The organism is Hydrotalea sp. AMD, assembly GCF_004100315.1.
Classification (GTDB): Bacteria; Bacteroidota; Bacteroidia; order Chitinophagales; family Chitinophagaceae; genus Hydrotalea; species Hydrotalea flava.
Genome location: NZ_SCKY01000001.1, coordinates 113616 through 129787, shown reverse-complemented (window position 1 = coordinate 129787; position 16172 = coordinate 113616). Strand labels below are relative to the sequence as shown.

The following is a 16172-nucleotide window of genomic DNA, read 5'->3' as shown; positions in this document are numbered from 1 at the left end:
AATGGCATGCATGTAATAATTATAAATGCGGTTTAGCTATGGGCCGGGTATTGTGGTAATTTAATTTTCTTTGAATAAAAATACAATACTATACCTGAAACAATCAATGCGGATGAAATAAGCTCGGCTTGTGTTGGTTGAAGTCCCCAAAAGTGGTATCGGGTATTTACCCGTATTTTTTCGATGAAAAAACGTTCTAACCCGTTCAAAATGAGGTATATGGCAAATATTCTGCCGGGCGTAGTAATTTTTTTGCGGATTATCCACAATACTGCAAACAATATCAAACACATTACTATTTCATACAAGGGTGTAGGGAAAACTCCAATTGGTAAATAAGAACAATAATTACCGGTACAATCAGCAAAACGAACGCCTTCATTTACTACATTGTGTGGATAATTATAAGCAAACAACCAATTGGGTAAACCCCAAAATGAATGCACAGAAAGGTGTTCTATTTTAAAGGTAGTAAACTGCTCGCTGTAATAATGCTGATTGGCTTGTAATGCCCTGGTAAACTGATCTACTGTTGCAGTCACCAATTTACCCTGAGCATTGCTTACATAAGCACTGTTCAAAATTCCCCAGTCCCCATCACCGGCAACCTGGCAACCAATTCTGCCCAAACCATACGCCAGCATTAAAGCAGGTGCTGCGGCATCGCAAAGGGCAATAAAAGGAATATTGTGTTTTTTGGTATAGAAATACAAAGCAATGGTTGCACAAATTAATCCACCATAAAAAGTAAGTCCGCTGAAAGATATAAGAGAACCAATAGGGTCACTGATAAAATCATCCCAGGTTTCAAGGCTATTAAAAATTTTAGCTCCTGCAAACCCAAATATGGCAGCATAAATTACAATATCACCCACCCGATCCTGCGGCCATACTCTAATAATTCTTTTTTCAGGTTTTGCTAATTTTTCTTTGTTTTTTTCCCGCCATTTTAATGCTGCAAATAATACACCCAACAAAATACCCATTGGTAAATTTCCCTGAGCAGATAAAATAAAACTTTGCGGATCCGTCAGAGCTGTTGGTATCAAAAATGCACCCACAATTTTAAATCCCATGATGAATCCAAGAAAAAAATTCAGCAATAATTCCTGCGTCGTGGCTGCCCCTCCTACTAAAATTGTTTTTTCTGTATAAGTTAAAATGCCTGCTGACTGTTTACGTTTCAATTCCAATGTTAATATCCATGCAGATATTACAAAAGAAAGGGCTACAAAAAAACCAAATGAATTAATTAATTTCAATCCGTTCCATTCAACCCCAAATAAGTCTTTGAATACATAATACAGGTTTGGATACATAGCCTTTTTTTGATGTGAAAATTTGAATTGCAATGTTAACTAGAAAATGCCAAAACTTTAAATTATTCTGTATGGTTGCATAAAGAAAAGTCCCGTAGAAACGGGACTTTGTACATTACTAACACATCTATAACAAAGTACAAAGAATTAGTTGCAATATTGTTCAAATTCATGAATTAAATATTGAGCAATCACTTGTGCCGGTCTTCCTTCAATTTGATGGCGCTCAATCATACTCACTAATTTGCCATCTTTAAAAAGCGCAATAGCAGGTGATGATGGCGGATAAGGCAATAAATGTTCTCTGATCTTGTTTACTGCCTCCATATCAAAACCTGCAAAACTGGTTACCAAACGAGTGGGTTTTTTGGTTGCATTATGCACTGCCATTAAAACCCCGGGTCTGCAGCTACCTGCTGCACAACCGCAAACAGAGTTTACAACTACAAGTGTTGTTCCTTCTTTTTGAAGGGTGGCATCTACATCGACCGCTGTGAGCATTTCCTCAAATCCACTTTCGGTTAATTCAGCCTTCATGGGTATTACAATCTCTTCGGGATACATATTTTCTGTTTTAGAAAGCAAAATTAATCAAAAACCGCATCATTGAATCAGTCAATTATTGCTTTTTACCTGAATCGAAAATGCCACAAAGACATACGAAATAAAAAAATAATGCCATTATGGCATAAATTATTTATATTTTTCTATTGGAATAAGATTTGAAAAGCTTTGTAAGAAAAAAAATTAAAAATTATGCACAATCGCACAACACAACACAGTTATATAAACCACGATCCATTTTTGAATACTTTAAATGGAATGAGTAGAAATTTTTCTGTTCCTGTTAATATTTATGAATCCTCCAATGCATTTGAAATTGAATTAATGGTACCAGGTAGAAATAAACAAGATTTTCAATTGAAAGCAGATAAAGGGCTATTGACAATTGAATACCAACCTACACCTGTTGAAAATGAAAAAAAGAAAATTGTACAACAGGATTTTACTGCCCACGCCTTTAAAAAAGTATTCAGTTTAACCGATGACATTCAAACTGATACTATTCAGGCAACTTATCAGGATGGTATTTTAAAGGTAGTATTGCCCATAAAAGCTGAAAAGACACCTATAACAAAAACCATTGCGGTTCAATAATTCAAAAATCATTATTTTTAAACTGCCTGTTGAAATGAACATTTTAGAACAGGCAGTTTTTTTAATGCAGGCGGTCTGTAATGCTCAAACCATTTTGTCGAAGCATTTCCAGCGCAGTATCGTAACCTGCATCTGCATGCCGAATTACGCCCATTCCGGGATCATTTCTTAACACCCGTTGTAATCTTTTTGCTGCGGCATCTGTACCATCCGCCACAATCACCATTCCCGCATGAATGCTATAGCCCATTCCTACCCCGCCGCCATGATGCAGACTTACCCAACTGGCTCCGGCAGCAGTATTAATTAATGCGTTTAAAACAGGCCAATCGGCCACAGCGTCACTTCCATCTAACATGGCTTCCGTTTCTCTGTTAGGCGAAGCAACAGAACCGGTATCCAAATGGTCACGTCCAATAACAATTGGTGCTTTCACAATACCCTTTCTAACCATTTCATTAAATGCTAACCCGGCCTTTTCTCTTTCGCCTTGTCCGAGCCAACAAATTCTGGCGGGCAACCCCTGAAAGGCAATGCGTTGTTGTGCCATCATAATCCATTTTTTTAAGCCTGCATTTTCAGGAAACAATTCAAGTATACATTGGTCGGTTGCAGCAATATCGGCAGGATCACCGCTGAGTGCTGCCCAACGAAAAGGGCCTTTCCCTTCACAGAACAATGGACGAATATAGGCAGGGACAAACCCCGGAAAGTCGAATGCATTTTGCAAACCTGCTTCCTTTGCCCTAGCTCTGATATTGTTGCCATAATCGAAAGTAATGGCACCATTTTTTTGCAGGGTTAGCATGTAGGTAACATGCAATTTCATGCTTTCATAACTTAAAGCAGTATAAGCCTCGTGGTTATCATGACGCAATACATTGGCCTGCTCATTAGTTAGGGTATGTGGAATATATCCGATTAAAGGATCATGGGCCGAGGTTTGGTCGGTTAAAATATCAACCGGAATATTTCTTTCAATCAATCGTTCCAGCAAATGAACTGCATTGCAAAGCACCCCAATACTTAAAGCTTGTTTATTCTTTTTTGCGTCTAAAGCTTTATCTATTGCTTCATCAATTGCCAGGCATTTTATATCCAGATAACGGGTTTGTAATCTTTTATCAATACGCCATTCTTCCACTTCGGCTACCAGACAAACACCATCATTCATAGTAACAGCCAGAGGTTGTGCACCACCCATACCGCCTAAACCGGCTGTAATAGTTAAAGTACCTGAAAGTGAACCATGGAAATGTTTTTTAGCTACAGCAGCAAATGTTTCAAATGTACCCTGTACAATTCCTTGTGAACCGATATAGATCCAACTACCGGCAGTCATTTGACCATACATCATCAATCCCTTCTTCTCCAGCAAATCAAAATGTTCCCAGGTAGCCCATTTGGGCACTAACTGCGAATTTGAAATTAAAACCCTGGGCGCATCTTCATGTGTGGTTAAAATTGCAACCGGTTTACCGCTTTGTATCAAAAGGGTTTCATTGTTATTTAAATCTTTCAGCGCTTTAATAATCAAATCGAGTGATGGGATATTTCTGGCAGCCTTTCCTCTCCCGCCATATACAATTAATTCTTCCGGCTTTTCTGCTACTTCAGGATTTAAATTATTCAATAACATACGCAAAGCAGCTTCCTGAACCCAACCTTTGCAGTTTAAATGATTTCCGACGGGTGTTTTATATTTCTCCGGATGAAATACAGCAGATTCAGTTGCTAACATGACAATCGTTTTAGCATTAAAGTTATAAAAAATTATATAGTCAGCACTTTTAAAATACCTTAATAAATCAAATCTTCATAAGCAGATTGCAATTCGTTATAAGTATGCTGATCATTGGCATTTTTTGCAGCCAGCATTCCTTTTTCATACCATTCAATAGCTAATGGCGTTTGTTCCAGCCTTTCCAGCAGTTTTGCCAGATGATAGTAACTGCCTACATAATCGGGCGAATCGGCTAAGATTTCTTCAAACAGTATTCTTGCTTTCAGATCATCTCCCATTTTTATGTATTCCAATGCAAGTGAATGTCTTAAAAAATTATCCTTTGGATTTTCTTTCAAAAAGTTCTTTAACTGCTCAATTCTATTCATTTTTAAAAATTTTGTGCAGCAATTTATTGGGTTAGAAAAAATAACAGGTACAAATTTTAAAATTAATGGAAGTTTTTTTGAACGGCACATGCTTTGTATAAAAAGCTTATTATATTTGCTAATAGTTGCATAAACAACTAATTTATTGAATTAGTGCACAAATGTAACAAATGGTTGAAAAATATTGTTTCATCTAAAAAACGCACATATGAAAATTTTGGTTTGTATTAGTAAAACACCTGATACTACTGCAAAAATTGCTTTTAAAAACAACAATACGCAATTTGAAGATGCAGGTGTTCAATGGATCATCAATCCTTATGATGAATGGTATGCATTGATAAAAGCGATTGAATTAAAAGAAAAAGATCCTTCTGTTATTTTACATTTAATTACGGTTGGTGGCGCTGATTGTGATGCCATTATTCGTAAAGCACTGGCCTTGGGTGGAGATGAAGCTATTAGAGTAGATACAGAAAGTGATGATAGTTATGTAATTGCTACACAAATTGCTGCTGTTGCAAAAGAAGGGAGTTATGATTTAATTTTTACAGGAAAGGAAACCATTGATTACAATGGCTCTGCATTAGGTGGCATGGTAGCTGAAATGTTGCAGATGCCCTACATAGCACTTGCTACACAATTTGAGTTGAATGGAAGTCAGGCAAAAGTTACGAGAGAAATAGAAGGTGGTGAAGAAGTTGATGAAGTAACACTTCCTGCTGTCATTAGTTGTCAAAAAGGAATGGCCGAACAACGCATCCCTAATATGCGTGGCATTATGGCTGCCAGAACCAAGCCGTTAAAAGTGGTTGCACCTGTTGCCACAGAGGCATTAACCCATATTGTTCAATATGAATTACCACCTGCAAAAGCCGGTGTTAAATTGGTGGCAGCAGATGATGTGGCTACGTTGGTTAAACTATTGCATGAAGAAGCAAAAGTAGTTTAAGTATTCAAATACATCCAAGGCATTGAAAATGCACTTGGATGCCAAATATATTTCATTCGAAAAATAAAAAAAATATGTCAGTTTTAATATTTATCGATCAGTCAGATGGTCATTTAAAAAAAGCATCTTTTGAGGCCGCAGCCTATGGGGCAGCTATCGCAAAACAATTCAATACCAATGCATTGGCATTGGTGTTGGGAAATGTGGCAGACGATCTAACGCAATTGGGTAATTATGGTATCAGCAAAGTATATCAGGTCCAAAATGACAGTTTCAATCATGTAGATGCGCTGGTATTTGCGCAAGTAATTGCTGCAGTTGTTAAACAATTAGAAGCTTCAGTAGTAGTATTCAGCCATACACAAACCGGTAAAGCGGTTGCACCCAGAGTGGCCGTTCAGTTAAAAGCAGGCTTGGTTGCAGGCGCCTGTGCATTGCCCGATACCACCAATGGTTTTGTAGTTAAAAAAACAGTATTTAGCGGAAAGGCATTTGCACTGGTAAATATTATTTCTCCAATTAAAGTGATATCATTAAATCCAAATAGTTTTGGTATACAAACCTTCTCTGGCATTGCTTCTATTGAATTATTGGATATTCCTGTACCACCTGCTTCAGTAAAAGTATTGGCCACCAACAAAATAAGTGGGGAGGTTCCATTAAGCGAAGCTGATATTGTTGTAAGTGGCGGGCGTGGTTTAAAAGGTCCCGAAAACTGGGGAATGATTGAAGATTTAGCACATGTATTACATGCTGCTACGGCTTGCAGTCGACCAGTAGCAGATGCACACTGGAGGCCACATCATGAACATGTGGGACAAACTGGCGTTCAAATTGCACCAAATTTGTATATTGCTATTGGTATTTCCGGAGCCATTCAGCATTTAGCCGGTGTAAACAGAAGTAAAACCATTGTGGTAATTAATAAAGATCCTGAAGCACCCTTTTTTAAAGCAGCTAATTATGGCATTGTAGGTGACGCATTTGAAGTAGTGCCCAAATTAACAGCTGCCATAAAGGAAATGAAAAGCAAATAACTGTTAATAAAAAAGCCTCGTTGCAATAACGGGGCTTTTAAATGCAATAGCTATAATGCTACACAGCAAATGAACTTCCACAACCACAAGTAGCTGAAGCATTGGGATTCGAAAAAGTAAAACCTCTGTTGTTCAATCCATCCTGCCAGTCAATTTGCATACCATACAAATACAATTCGTGGCTTTTATTCATTAAAAATGGTAAGCCCTCCACTTCATAAATATGATCTGCAGGTTCTTGTTTATCAAATCCTAAAACATAAGTCATGCCGCTGCACCCCCCTCCTTTTACGCCCACCCGCAAAAGTTTGCTGTTATCAAAACCTTCTTCCTGCATCAAACGCTTAATTTCCTGCAAAGCACTTGTTGTAAAACTTACCGGTACAGATGTTGTTACTGTTGACATACTAAAAATCAATTTCTATAAATACAATACAAATTTACATTCGTTTCACAATTTAATGAATCAAAGCATTTACGTTTAACGAAATTTAGTATATAAGTGAATGGTGGTATTCCATTTACTTTCATCTATTTTTGTTTAAAATATGACAGAATGAATAACACAGTGATTTTTAGTATATTAATAGCCCTTTTAATTTTGAATGTGTTGTGGAATAACTGGCCGGATAAAAATAAAACGAAGGAATCTGCATCCGGCCAAAATCTCGCAAATGATGCCAACACAAAACTAATGCAACTGCAGGCCTATGAAAGACTTGTTTTACTTGTTGAAAGGATTGCACTTCCCAACTTAATTGCCCGATTAAATACGCCGGGTATTTCTGCAAGAGAAGCACAAGTATTATTAACCCAAACCATCAAACAGGAATTTGAACATAATATTACGCAACAAATTTATGTAAGTGCCGATGCCTGGAAAGCTGTTAAAAATTTGAAAGATCAAAATATTTATATCATCAATCAATTGGCGAATAATTTACCACCCAATGCTTCGGGAGTAGACCTAAACAAATTATTGTTAGAATATTTAATGACAGATAAAAAAGGCAATTTATATGAAGTAGCCAGTGAAATTATTAGCCACGAAGCCAAACAGGTTTTGTAATAAAATGAATGCTATGAGTTTAGAAGAAAAAAAAACAGATGCAGGCATTACCATACAACCGGTGTATAGCGCAAAAGATATACTTCCACTAAAAGATAAAATAGTAACTGAAATGCCGGGGAAATTCCCATTTACCAGAGGAATTCAACCGGATATGTACCGGGGCAAATTATGGACAATGCGCCAATATTCCGGATTTTCAACGGCAGAAGAAAGCAATAAAAGATACCATTATCTATTGGCACAGGGTGTTAGTGGTTTAAGTGTGGCATTTGATCTTCCCACACAAATTGGGTATGATAGTGATCATCCATTAGCTGAAGGCGAGGTCGGGAAAGTGGGTGTTGCCATTAATAGTATTGAAGATATGGAACAATTATTTGCTGGCATTGCACTTGAAAAAGTATCTACTTCCATGACCATTAATGCAACCGGTTTTATTTTATTGGCTTTGTATGTAGCGCTTGCTAAAAAACAAGGGGCCGATTTGACAAAAATTTCAGGAACCATACAAAACGATATATTGAAAGAATATGCTGCCAGAGGCACTTACATATACCCCCCTAAACCCTCCATGCGCATTATTACCGATATTTTTGAATGGTGCTCAAAAGAATTACCTAAATGGAATACCATATCAATTTCAGGATACCATATTCGCGAAGCCGGCAGCACTGCCGTTCAGGAAATTGCTTTTACACTCAGTAACGGTAAGGCCTATGTGCAGGCTGCTTTAGAAAAAGGATTGGATATTAATGTATTTGGAAAACGGCTCTCCTTTTTCTTTAATGCACACAATCATTTATTTGAAGAAGTAGCCAAATTCAGAGCGGCCAGACGGATGTGGGCGCAAATCATGCAATCGCTGGGCGCAACCGATGAAAAAGCAATGATGCTTCGTTTTCATACACAAACAGGCGGTAGTACACTCACTGCACAACAGCCTGTCAATAATATTAGTCGTGTTACTTTACAAACAGTTGCAGCCGTTTTAGGTGGCACACAAAGTTTACATACCAACGGGTATGATGAGGCGTTAAGTTTACCTACAGAAGAAGCAGCCAGAACTGCTTTAAGAACCCAGCAAATTGTAGCGTTTGAGAGTGGTATTGCTGACACGGTTGACCCGCTTGCAGGTAGTTATTTTATTGAATCGCTTACCAATGAAGTGGAGCATAAAGCTTGGGAACTGATACAACAAATTGATGCTATGGGCGGAAGTGTTGCTGCCATTGAAGAAGGATTTATTCAAAATGAAATAGCAAAAAGTGCATACCATTATCAACAACAAATTGAATCGGGTGAAAAAGTTATCGTAGGCGTTAATCAATTTACAGTAGCAGATGATACCACCATACCTGGGTTTAAAATTGATGATAGTATTCGCTTAGTTCAGATAAAAAAACTAGAACAGTTAAGAGCAAAGCGCAATGCTGCTGACGTAGAACGTTGTTTGAATAATATTAAAACCGCAGCCATACAAAACACTAATTTAATGCCGGTAGTAATTGAGGCCGTTGAACATTATTGTACTTTAGGGGAAATTGCAGATACACTACGAGCTGTTTTTGGAGAATTCAAATAGAAAATTTCAATTGATATTTGTTAAAAATATTGGAACTATACAAAAAGGATTGTCTTAAAGTTTTAAGTTGTTCAATAAATGCCATAATTTAAATTGTTGAAAAATGATTAATTATACTGTTGAATTAAATTTGAAGCTTTTAAAAAATAAACCGGTACACCATTCAATACAATTAGATTACAATATTTTTAAACCCAATAAACATTAAAGTAACAACAATGATACCATCTAATTATTTTATTCACCATGTATATTTTTGGTTAAAAGAACCGCAGAATACTCAGGCACATCAGGAATTATACAAAGGTTTACAGGCACTCAGCAAAGTTCCTGAAATTAAAAGTTTTCATATAGGAGTGCCTGCTGCAACCAATAGAAGTGTAATAGAAAGAGGCTATCATTTTTCATGGTTGGCCATTTTTGAAAATATAACTGATGAAGAAATTTATCAAACCCATCCTATTCATTTACATTTTATTGAAACCTGCAGCCATTTGTGGGAAAAAGTAGTAGTATTTGATTCAGTAAAACCCGAATGAAAGCAATCAGTATTTTAAACTTTACACATTTCTATAAACTTGGGCAGATTTAATTTAAAAATTTCCAAACAAAATTATCATATCTGGCAACTCAATTTCATCATAATCTATTCATTGCAATATGAAAACGTTTTTTAAAAATATCATTTATTTATTCGCATTTGTATTCATAAGTTCTTTTTCAAAAAAAGAAGCGAAAGTTTTGGTATTCAGCAAAACAATGGGATATCACCATGAATCCATTGCTGCAGGTATTAAAGCCATTGAAAAGTTGGGAAAAGAGAATCATTTTATAGTAGATACTACTACCGATGGTGCTGCGTTTACAGAACAAAATCTGAAACAATATAAGGCTGTTATTTTTTTAAGTACAACAGGTACTGTTTTAAATGCTGAACAAAAACAGGCATTTCAACAATATATTGAATACGGAGGTGGTTTTGTGGGTGTACATGCAGCTACCGATACGGAATATGGCTGGCCTTGGTACAACCGATTAGTGGGCGCCTATTTCAAAAGCCATCCCGCACAGCAAAACGCTGAACTAAATATAGTAGATAAAAAATTCATTGCTACCAAACATCTACCGTCAACATGGAACCGTTGGGATGAATGGTATAATTTTAAAGATACACATTGGGACAGTGTACATGTATTGATAACCATTAATGAAAAAAGTTATAAAGGTGGTGAAAATGGCGATTACCATCCTATGAGTTGGTATCATTCATTTGATGGCGGCCGAGCATTCTACACTGCTTTAGGCCATACCGATGCATCTTATAGTGATCCACTATTTCTGGGGCATTTGTTGGGAGGTATTTTGTATGCCATGCATCAAAAACAATAACCATTTTTCTGCTTCATTGAATTCTAACATTACCTAATTGAAATGATGCATATAAGATCAGCTTCATTTCAATTAACTGCTTAAATAATTTGTATATGAGTGTTACCCACAAAAAAGAAACACAAAAATGGTTTTATCCGCTATTAGCATTTATGCATGATAGCAGGTCAATTGGTATTATATTATTGGCATGTACTGCACTTTCATTATTACTCAGCAATATTCCAAATTTAGGAGTGCACTTTACACATATCTGGCATATTCATTTTAATGGAACAGAAGCACACAGTTTCAATATATTCGGTATTCATTTACCCAATTCGCCTGTTTTGATAATCAATGATTTCTTAATGGCATTTTTTTTCTTCCTGGCAGGCATGGAAATAAAAAGAGAAGTTGTACAGGGCGAATTGAATACATTAAGAAAAGCTTTACTTCCTTCTTTAGGTGCTGTGGGCGGCATGCTGGTGCCGGCCATTTTATTCATTCAGTTTAACCGCGATACGGCATTTATGAGCGGATGGGCTATTCCAACTGCAACAGATATTGCTTTTTCATTAGGTATTGCTTCTTTATTAGGCAATAAAGTACCGGTAAATCTTAAAATATTTTTAACGGCATTGGCTATTATTGATGATTTGGGTGCTATCGTTGTTATTGCACTTTTTTATGGTGGAAAATTACATTTAGGCTATTTATTAGGCTGCACAATAACCATTGTTTTGCTCTGGTGGTTACAACGTTCCAATAAAAAATTTGGCTGGATGCATATTATATCAGGAATTTTACTCTGGTATTTTATGTTTAACTCAGGTATACATGCAACGGTAGCAGGTGTACTATTTGCATTTTTTATACCCATTAAAGACATTGTAAATTTTGAAGTTAAATTGCATCTTCCGGTTTATTTTATCATCATACCCATCTTTGCACTGGCCAATACTGCCATAATATTACCCAGCCACTTTACTGACGCATTGGATAGTTCATTAAGTTGGGGCATCATTGCCGGATTGGTGATTGGAAAGCCATTAGGTATTTGCGGTATTTCCTATTTAATTGTAAAACGAGGCTGGGCAGTTTTACCGGCCAAGGTAAACTGGCATCATATGATAGGTGCCGGAATGTTGGCAGGCATTGGCTTTACCATGAGTATTTTTATTGCGACACTTGCTTTTAAAACAACTACAGAACAAGATGTGGCTAAAATATCTGTATTGCTGGCCACCATTATTGCCATGCTGTTTGGTTATTTTTGGTTGAAAATAAACGGGAAACCTGTTATTATAAAAAAAACAAGTAAATAGGTTACCACATTTTAATGGCTACTATTTCAATAAAAATTATCATTACAAAATCCCTTTTGTGCTGGGTAAATAATTACTAAACGGATCTCTTTTAATAGCCATTTTAATGGCTTTTGCAAAGGCTTTAAAAATGGCTTCAATTTTATGGTGCTCATTTTCTCCTTTGCAGGAAACATTTAAGTTGCATTTAGCTGCATCTGTAAACGATTTAAAAAAATGAAAAAACATTTCAGTGGGCATGTCACCAATTTTTTCACGTTTAAATTCAGCATCCCAAACCAACCAGTTTCTACCGCCAAAATCAATCAACACTTTCGCCGAAGCGTCATCCATGGGTAATGCAAAGCCGTAACGCTCCATGCCTCTTTTATCCTGTAATGCCAAGGCAAATGCTTCGCCCAGTGCAATGCCTGTATCTTCTATGGTATGGTGTTCATCAATATGTAAATCGCCCTGTGCATTAATTTTTAAATCAATTTTGCCATGTCTGGCCACCTGATCTAACATATGATCAAAGAAACCAATGCCTGTATGAATTTCTGAAGTGCCATTCCCATCCAGATTTAACTCTATAAAAATTTTTGTTTCATTGGTTTTACGCTCATGAATAACAGTTCTGCTTTTTAATTTTAAGAATGCATAAATATCACTCCAGTCTAATGTTTTCAATGCAATACAGGGTTCTAACTCAGTACTGGCATGCTGTTGTATTTCATTACTTCCTAAGGTTTCATCCATATTCAGCCAAATAGCTTTGCAACCTAAATTTTTAGCCAACTGTACATCGGTAATTCTATCACCAATTACATATGAATGTTCCAGATCGTAGTTACTATTATTGATGTATTCAGTTAACATTCCAGTGCCGGGTTTTCTGGTTGGGGCATTTTCTTCAGGAAAACTTTTATCAATATGTACCGCACTAAATTCAATTCCCTCCTGTGATAAACATTCCATTATAAAATCTTGCACCGGCCAAAAACTATTTTCCGGAAAAGCAGTTGTACCCAGGCCATCCTGATTGGTTACCATCACCAATTCAAAATCTAATTCTGTTGCAATTAAACCCAAATAACGAAATACCTTTGGGTAAAAACTTAATTTTTCAAAACTGTCTATCTGGTAAGTGGGTGGAACTTCATTAATAATCGTACCGTCACGATCAATAAATAATATTTTTTTCATGCATGAAGAGATATAATCTGAAAAGAATAATTTGTAATTACTGTTTTTTAAATCTTACTAATCTCACTTCACTCGGAGTAATGGCACTGGCTTTGTTACCAAAATTGTTGCGTACAAAAGTGAGTACATCTGCAATTTGTTGATCTGTTAAATCATTATGAGGTGCCATATTATTCGAATAATAATCACCATCAATAGCAACTCTGTCGGTCATGCCATGCAAAACAATTGAAATCAATTTTGTTTTATCACCCAGTACATAAGAAGTTTGAATGAGTGGCGGATTCATATTAGGAACACCTCCCCCATCGGCCATATGGCAGGGAAGACAAACTTTATTATACACTTTTTCTCCGCGCTGCATGGATGCTTTATTGCTTGTATTTTGAAATGGGGGGATAGCAGCGGAAAATATCCAAATAAAAAACAAACCAATAATTAAAAAACTATATTTTTTTAACATGTATAAAAATTAATAATTTGGAATTCAGTAATTTTTTCAAACATCATGAGCACCCATCCTTAGTAAAGCATATTTTATGTCTTACAAAAAATCTATTATCATGTATATGGCATTATTCCTTACCGGTATAAATAATTCTGTAAATGGCACCTTTATTATCGTCGGTTACATATAAAGAACCATCAGGGCCTTGCGCTAAACCACAGGGACGGTGTGCATTTCGAGCCGATGTGATGGGTGCTTTTCCTGCAAAACCATTTGCAAATACTTCCCATTTTCCAGTAGGCTTTCCATCTTTAAAAGGTACAAATACTACATAATAGCCTTCCTGTGGTAAAGGTGCCCTGTTCCAACTACCATGAAATGCAATGAAAGCGCCATGTTTGTATTTTTCAGGAAACATATTTCCGGTATAAAATAATAAACCATCCGGGGCTAAATGACCGGGAAACGCAATAACAGGATTGATGGCATCTTCACCTGCTGTTTTTTTACCATCGCCACCATATTCGGGCGCTAAAATTTTTTTGTGTTGTATTTGATCGTAATAAATATATGGCCATCCGGCATTCGCACCTTTATACAATTCATACATACATTCAGCCGGTAATTCGGCACTTTGTTGTATGGTATATAAATTGGGCCAGTTATCATGCAACTGATCACGACCATGTTGCATAACAAACAGTGAATTGGTTTGTGTATTCCAGTCTAGCCCTACTGTATTACGCACACCAGTAGCATAATGTACACCGTTACCGTAAGATTGATGGAGTTGATCGGCTTTAAATTGCCAAATACCTCCGGCAGAATCTAATATGGGGCAGGGCTTCATACCCGGACTGCCGGCTACTCTGTCTTGTACCTGGCAGGCATTGGAGTAAGCACCAACATTTACATAAATATTGCCATCATTATCTAATGTAATGGATTTAGATTCATGTTCTCTTCTGTTCAATAACCCATGAACAATTTCTTCAGGTTGATTGGATGTTAATACCTCATGCTGATTATTTAGTTTATAACGATAAACATTTTCATCGGATGAAGCGTATAAGTAATTGTTTTTCAATGCTATACCAGTACCTATATAATTTCCAAAACCGGTACCTTCATCCACCCTTCCATCACCATTTTTATCTTTCAGTAAATAAATACCATTGCCGTTAAATAAACGAGCCAATTTTACATAAATATATCCTTCCGGAGTTACAGCAATATGCCTGGGCTTACCATAAGTATCAGTTACTTTTAAAGCACCAAATCCTTTGGGTAAAATCAGGCCTGCATTATCCGGATCAGGCACAATAGTACCCGATTTTTGTATGGTGGAATCACTGTAAACAGCATTGTGCGCCTGAACAAACAATACTGAGAGAGCAGTTACCGCTAATGATAAAATTAATTTTTTCATACGCATATATTTTATATTACAAGTGAGAAAATGCGAGAAGATAGTTTTTAAATGATTGAAATTAGCTTCAATTGTTTTTGGGCTTCTAAAGATAGATAAAGATTTTAGTTTTGAAGCGAATAATTCAATGTTATTCAATGGCTGCAAGGGCATCTACCAATAAAGTGTTTTCTTTTTCAGTACCAATGGTAATGCGCAAACAACCTTCGCACAGCTGCACATTACTTCTATCACGCACCACAATGCCTTTTGTTAATAAATAGTTATAAACCGATGATGCATTTTTTACCTTAACCAATAAAAAATTAGCATCCGATGGATACACTTTCTCTACCACCGGTATTTGTTGAAACACTTTGGCCAATGCTCCACGCATGGCTACTAATTCTTTAATCATATCATTTACCATACCTACTTCCTGCAATGCATCTGTTACCAAATCCTGTGTAACCTGATTGATATTATATGGCGGTTTTACTTTATCCATTATTTCCACAATCGGTTCATGTGCAAAGGCCATTCCCAATCGTAAACCGGCCAGTCCCCAGGCTTTACTAAAAGTTTGCAGAATAACAAGATTAGGATAATTGGATAGCTCCTGAATAAAAGATTTTTGGCGCGAAAAATTAATGTATGCCTCATCTATTACAACAATGCCGTTGTAATTGTTGAGAATGGTTTCAATATCAACCCGATTCAATGAATTACCGGTTGGATTGTTGGGAGAACAAAGCCAAATAATTTTGGTATGGATATCTACCAAATTTTCCAAATGAATGGTGTCTAACTGAAAATGCTCTGTTAAAGGTGCTTTTCTTATTTCAATATTATTAATGGCAGCCGATACCTCGTACATGCCGTAGGTAGGCGGGCAAATAATTACATTATCAACTCCCGGTTCACAAAAAGTTCTGTATAGTACATCAATACATTCATCACTACCATTCCCTAAAAATATTTGTGAGGCGGGAACTGATTTTACAGAGCTAATGGCAGCTTTTAATTTTTTTTGATGCGGATCGGGATAACGGTTATACCATTTCAGTAATGGAGAACCCAGACTGTTTTCATTGGCATCTAAAAAAACCGAAGCGTCCCCGCTAAATTCATCTCTTGCAGAGGAGTAGGGTTTTAATGCAGCAATATTTTTTCTAATTAATTTTTGTAATGAGAATGACATGA

General features: G+C 36.5%; 17 protein-coding genes. 8 read left to right on the top strand and 9 right to left on the bottom strand.

All coding sequences use genetic code 11. The features are described 5' to 3' along the window. Window positions 1-32: 32 nt before the first annotated feature. Entirely contained in the window at window positions 33-1319 is a 1287-nt protein-coding gene (locus tag EO766_RS00580) for a prolipoprotein diacylglyceryl transferase (RefSeq protein WP_074419505.1), read from the bottom strand. Window positions 1320-1466: 147 nt separating this feature from the next. Continuing rightward, a complete protein-coding gene (locus EO766_RS00575; protein WP_074419506.1) occupies window positions 1467-1883 on the bottom strand; it encodes a BrxA/BrxB family bacilliredoxin in 417 nt (138 codons plus the stop codon). A 192-nt stretch (window positions 1884-2075) separates the two neighbouring features. Here EO766_RS00575 and EO766_RS00570 point away from each other — a divergent pair, with 192 nt between their 5' ends. Further along, window positions 2076-2477, top strand: a complete 402-nt coding sequence (locus tag EO766_RS00570; protein WP_074419507.1) for an Hsp20/alpha crystallin family protein — start codon at window positions 2076-2078, stop codon at window positions 2475-2477. 61 nt (window positions 2478-2538) lie between these two features. On the opposite strand, the gene hutU is transcribed toward EO766_RS00570, so the two are convergent. Both hutU and EO766_RS00560 read right to left on the bottom strand, forming a co-directional pair. Then, window positions 2539-4218, bottom strand: coding sequence for a urocanate hydratase (hutU, locus tag EO766_RS00565; RefSeq protein WP_074418118.1), 1680 nt, complete (start codon window positions 4216-4218; stop codon window positions 2539-2541). A 59-nt stretch (window positions 4219-4277) separates the two neighbouring features. Then, the gene (locus EO766_RS00560) at window positions 4278-4589 is read right to left on the bottom strand and encodes a tetratricopeptide repeat protein (RefSeq protein WP_074418129.1); all 312 of its coding nucleotides are present in this window, start codon (window positions 4587-4589) and stop codon (window positions 4278-4280) included. A 208-nt stretch (window positions 4590-4797) separates the two neighbouring features. Here EO766_RS00560 and EO766_RS00555 point away from each other — a divergent pair, with 208 nt between their 5' ends. Next, the gene (locus tag EO766_RS00555) at window positions 4798-5541 is read left to right on the top strand and encodes an electron transfer flavoprotein subunit beta/FixA family protein (protein WP_074418119.1); all 744 of its coding nucleotides are present in this window, start codon (window positions 4798-4800) and stop codon (window positions 5539-5541) included. Between the two features lie 74 nt (window positions 5542-5615). Next, window positions 5616-6578 (top strand): electron transfer flavoprotein subunit alpha/FixB family protein, encoded by a 963-nt coding sequence (locus EO766_RS00550; protein ID WP_074420345.1) that lies wholly within the window; start codon window positions 5616-5618, stop codon window positions 6576-6578. Window positions 6579-6636: 58 nt separating this feature from the next. Here the strand turns inward: EO766_RS00550 and EO766_RS00545 are convergent, their stop codons facing one another. Then, window positions 6637-6984 (bottom strand): HesB/IscA family protein, encoded by a 348-nt coding sequence (locus tag EO766_RS00545; protein ID WP_074418121.1) that lies wholly within the window; start codon window positions 6982-6984, stop codon window positions 6637-6639. A 150-nt stretch (window positions 6985-7134) separates the two neighbouring features. On the opposite strand from EO766_RS00545, the gene EO766_RS00540 reads away from it, so the two are divergent. From EO766_RS00540 to nhaA, 5 genes are all read left to right on the top strand, one after another. Continuing rightward, window positions 7135-7647, top strand: coding sequence for a DUF7935 family protein (locus tag EO766_RS00540; protein ID WP_074420339.1), 513 nt, complete (start codon window positions 7135-7137; stop codon window positions 7645-7647). A gap of 13 nt (window positions 7648-7660) precedes the next feature. Further along, window positions 7661-9232, top strand: a complete 1572-nt coding sequence (locus EO766_RS00535; protein ID WP_074420346.1) for an acyl-CoA mutase large subunit family protein — start codon at window positions 7661-7663, stop codon at window positions 9230-9232. 218 nt (window positions 9233-9450) lie between these two features. Then, window positions 9451-9771, top strand: coding sequence for a Dabb family protein (locus tag EO766_RS00530; protein ID WP_074418123.1), 321 nt, complete (start codon window positions 9451-9453; stop codon window positions 9769-9771). A gap of 121 nt (window positions 9772-9892) precedes the next feature. Next, window positions 9893-10621 (top strand): ThuA domain-containing protein, encoded by a 729-nt coding sequence (locus tag EO766_RS00525; protein WP_074420340.1) that lies wholly within the window; start codon window positions 9893-9895, stop codon window positions 10619-10621. Window positions 10622-10716: 95 nt separating this feature from the next. Then, window positions 10717-11928 carry a Na+/H+ antiporter NhaA gene (nhaA, locus tag EO766_RS00520; protein ID WP_074420341.1) on the top strand — a complete coding sequence of 404 codons (1212 nt, stop codon included), beginning with the start codon at window positions 10717-10719 and terminating at the stop codon, window positions 11926-11928. A gap of 42 nt (window positions 11929-11970) precedes the next feature. On the opposite strand, the gene hisB is transcribed toward nhaA, so the two are convergent. The 4 genes from hisB to hisC form a co-directional block, all read right to left on the bottom strand. Further along, a complete protein-coding gene (hisB, locus tag EO766_RS00515; RefSeq protein WP_074420342.1) occupies window positions 11971-13113 on the bottom strand; it encodes a bifunctional histidinol-phosphatase/imidazoleglycerol-phosphate dehydratase HisB in 1143 nt (380 codons plus the stop codon). Window positions 13114-13150: 37 nt separating this feature from the next. Further along, entirely contained in the window at window positions 13151-13576 is a 426-nt protein-coding gene (locus tag EO766_RS00510; protein WP_074418127.1) for a c-type cytochrome, read from the bottom strand. A 112-nt stretch (window positions 13577-13688) separates the two neighbouring features. Further along, complete coding sequence (locus tag EO766_RS00505) at window positions 13689-14990, bottom strand: PQQ-dependent sugar dehydrogenase (RefSeq protein WP_074420347.1); 1302 nt, start codon at window positions 14988-14990, stop codon at window positions 13689-13691. A gap of 130 nt (window positions 14991-15120) precedes the next feature. Beyond that, entirely contained in the window at window positions 15121-16170 is a 1050-nt protein-coding gene (gene hisC / locus EO766_RS00500) for a histidinol-phosphate transaminase (protein ID WP_074420343.1), read from the bottom strand. Window positions 16171-16172: the final 2 nt, after the last annotated feature.

Excerpts from the sequence above, each read along its gene's own strand:
- EO766_RS00580 (WP_074419505.1), bottom strand. The coding sequence starts at position 1,319 with ATGTATCCAAACCTGTATTATGTATTCAAAGACTTATTTGGGGTTGAA.
- EO766_RS00575 (WP_074419506.1), bottom strand. The coding sequence starts at position 1,883 with ATGTATCCCGAAGAGATTGTAATACCCATGAAGGCTGAATTAACCGAA.
- EO766_RS00570 (WP_074419507.1), top strand. The coding sequence starts at position 2,076 with ATGCACAATCGCACAACACAACACAGTTATATAAACCACGATCCATTT.
- hutU (WP_074418118.1), bottom strand. The coding sequence starts at position 4,218 with ATGTTAGCAACTGAATCTGCTGTATTTCATCCGGAGAAATATAAAACA.
- EO766_RS00560 (WP_074418129.1), bottom strand. The coding sequence starts at position 4,589 with ATGAATAGAATTGAGCAGTTAAAGAACTTTTTGAAAGAAAATCCAAAG.
- EO766_RS00555 (WP_074418119.1), top strand. The coding sequence starts at position 4,798 with ATGAAAATTTTGGTTTGTATTAGTAAAACACCTGATACTACTGCAAAA.
- EO766_RS00550 (WP_074420345.1), top strand. The coding sequence starts at position 5,616 with ATGTCAGTTTTAATATTTATCGATCAGTCAGATGGTCATTTAAAAAAA.
- EO766_RS00545 (WP_074418121.1), bottom strand. The coding sequence starts at position 6,984 with ATGTCAACAGTAACAACATCTGTACCGGTAAGTTTTACAACAAGTGCT.
- EO766_RS00540 (WP_074420339.1), top strand. The coding sequence starts at position 7,135 with ATGAATAACACAGTGATTTTTAGTATATTAATAGCCCTTTTAATTTTG.
- EO766_RS00535 (WP_074420346.1), top strand. The coding sequence starts at position 7,661 with ATGAGTTTAGAAGAAAAAAAAACAGATGCAGGCATTACCATACAACCG.
- EO766_RS00530 (WP_074418123.1), top strand. The coding sequence starts at position 9,451 with ATGATACCATCTAATTATTTTATTCACCATGTATATTTTTGGTTAAAA.
- EO766_RS00525 (WP_074420340.1), top strand. The coding sequence starts at position 9,893 with ATGAAAACGTTTTTTAAAAATATCATTTATTTATTCGCATTTGTATTC.
- nhaA (WP_074420341.1), top strand. The coding sequence starts at position 10,717 with ATGAGTGTTACCCACAAAAAAGAAACACAAAAATGGTTTTATCCGCTA.
- hisB (WP_074420342.1), bottom strand. The coding sequence starts at position 13,113 with ATGAAAAAAATATTATTTATTGATCGTGACGGTACGATTATTAATGAA.
- EO766_RS00510 (WP_074418127.1), bottom strand. The coding sequence starts at position 13,576 with ATGTTAAAAAAATATAGTTTTTTAATTATTGGTTTGTTTTTTATTTGG.
- EO766_RS00505 (WP_074420347.1), bottom strand. The coding sequence starts at position 14,990 with ATGAAAAAATTAATTTTATCATTAGCGGTAACTGCTCTCTCAGTATTG.
- hisC (WP_074420343.1), bottom strand. The coding sequence starts at position 16,170 with ATGTCATTCTCATTACAAAAATTAATTAGAAAAAATATTGCTGCATTA.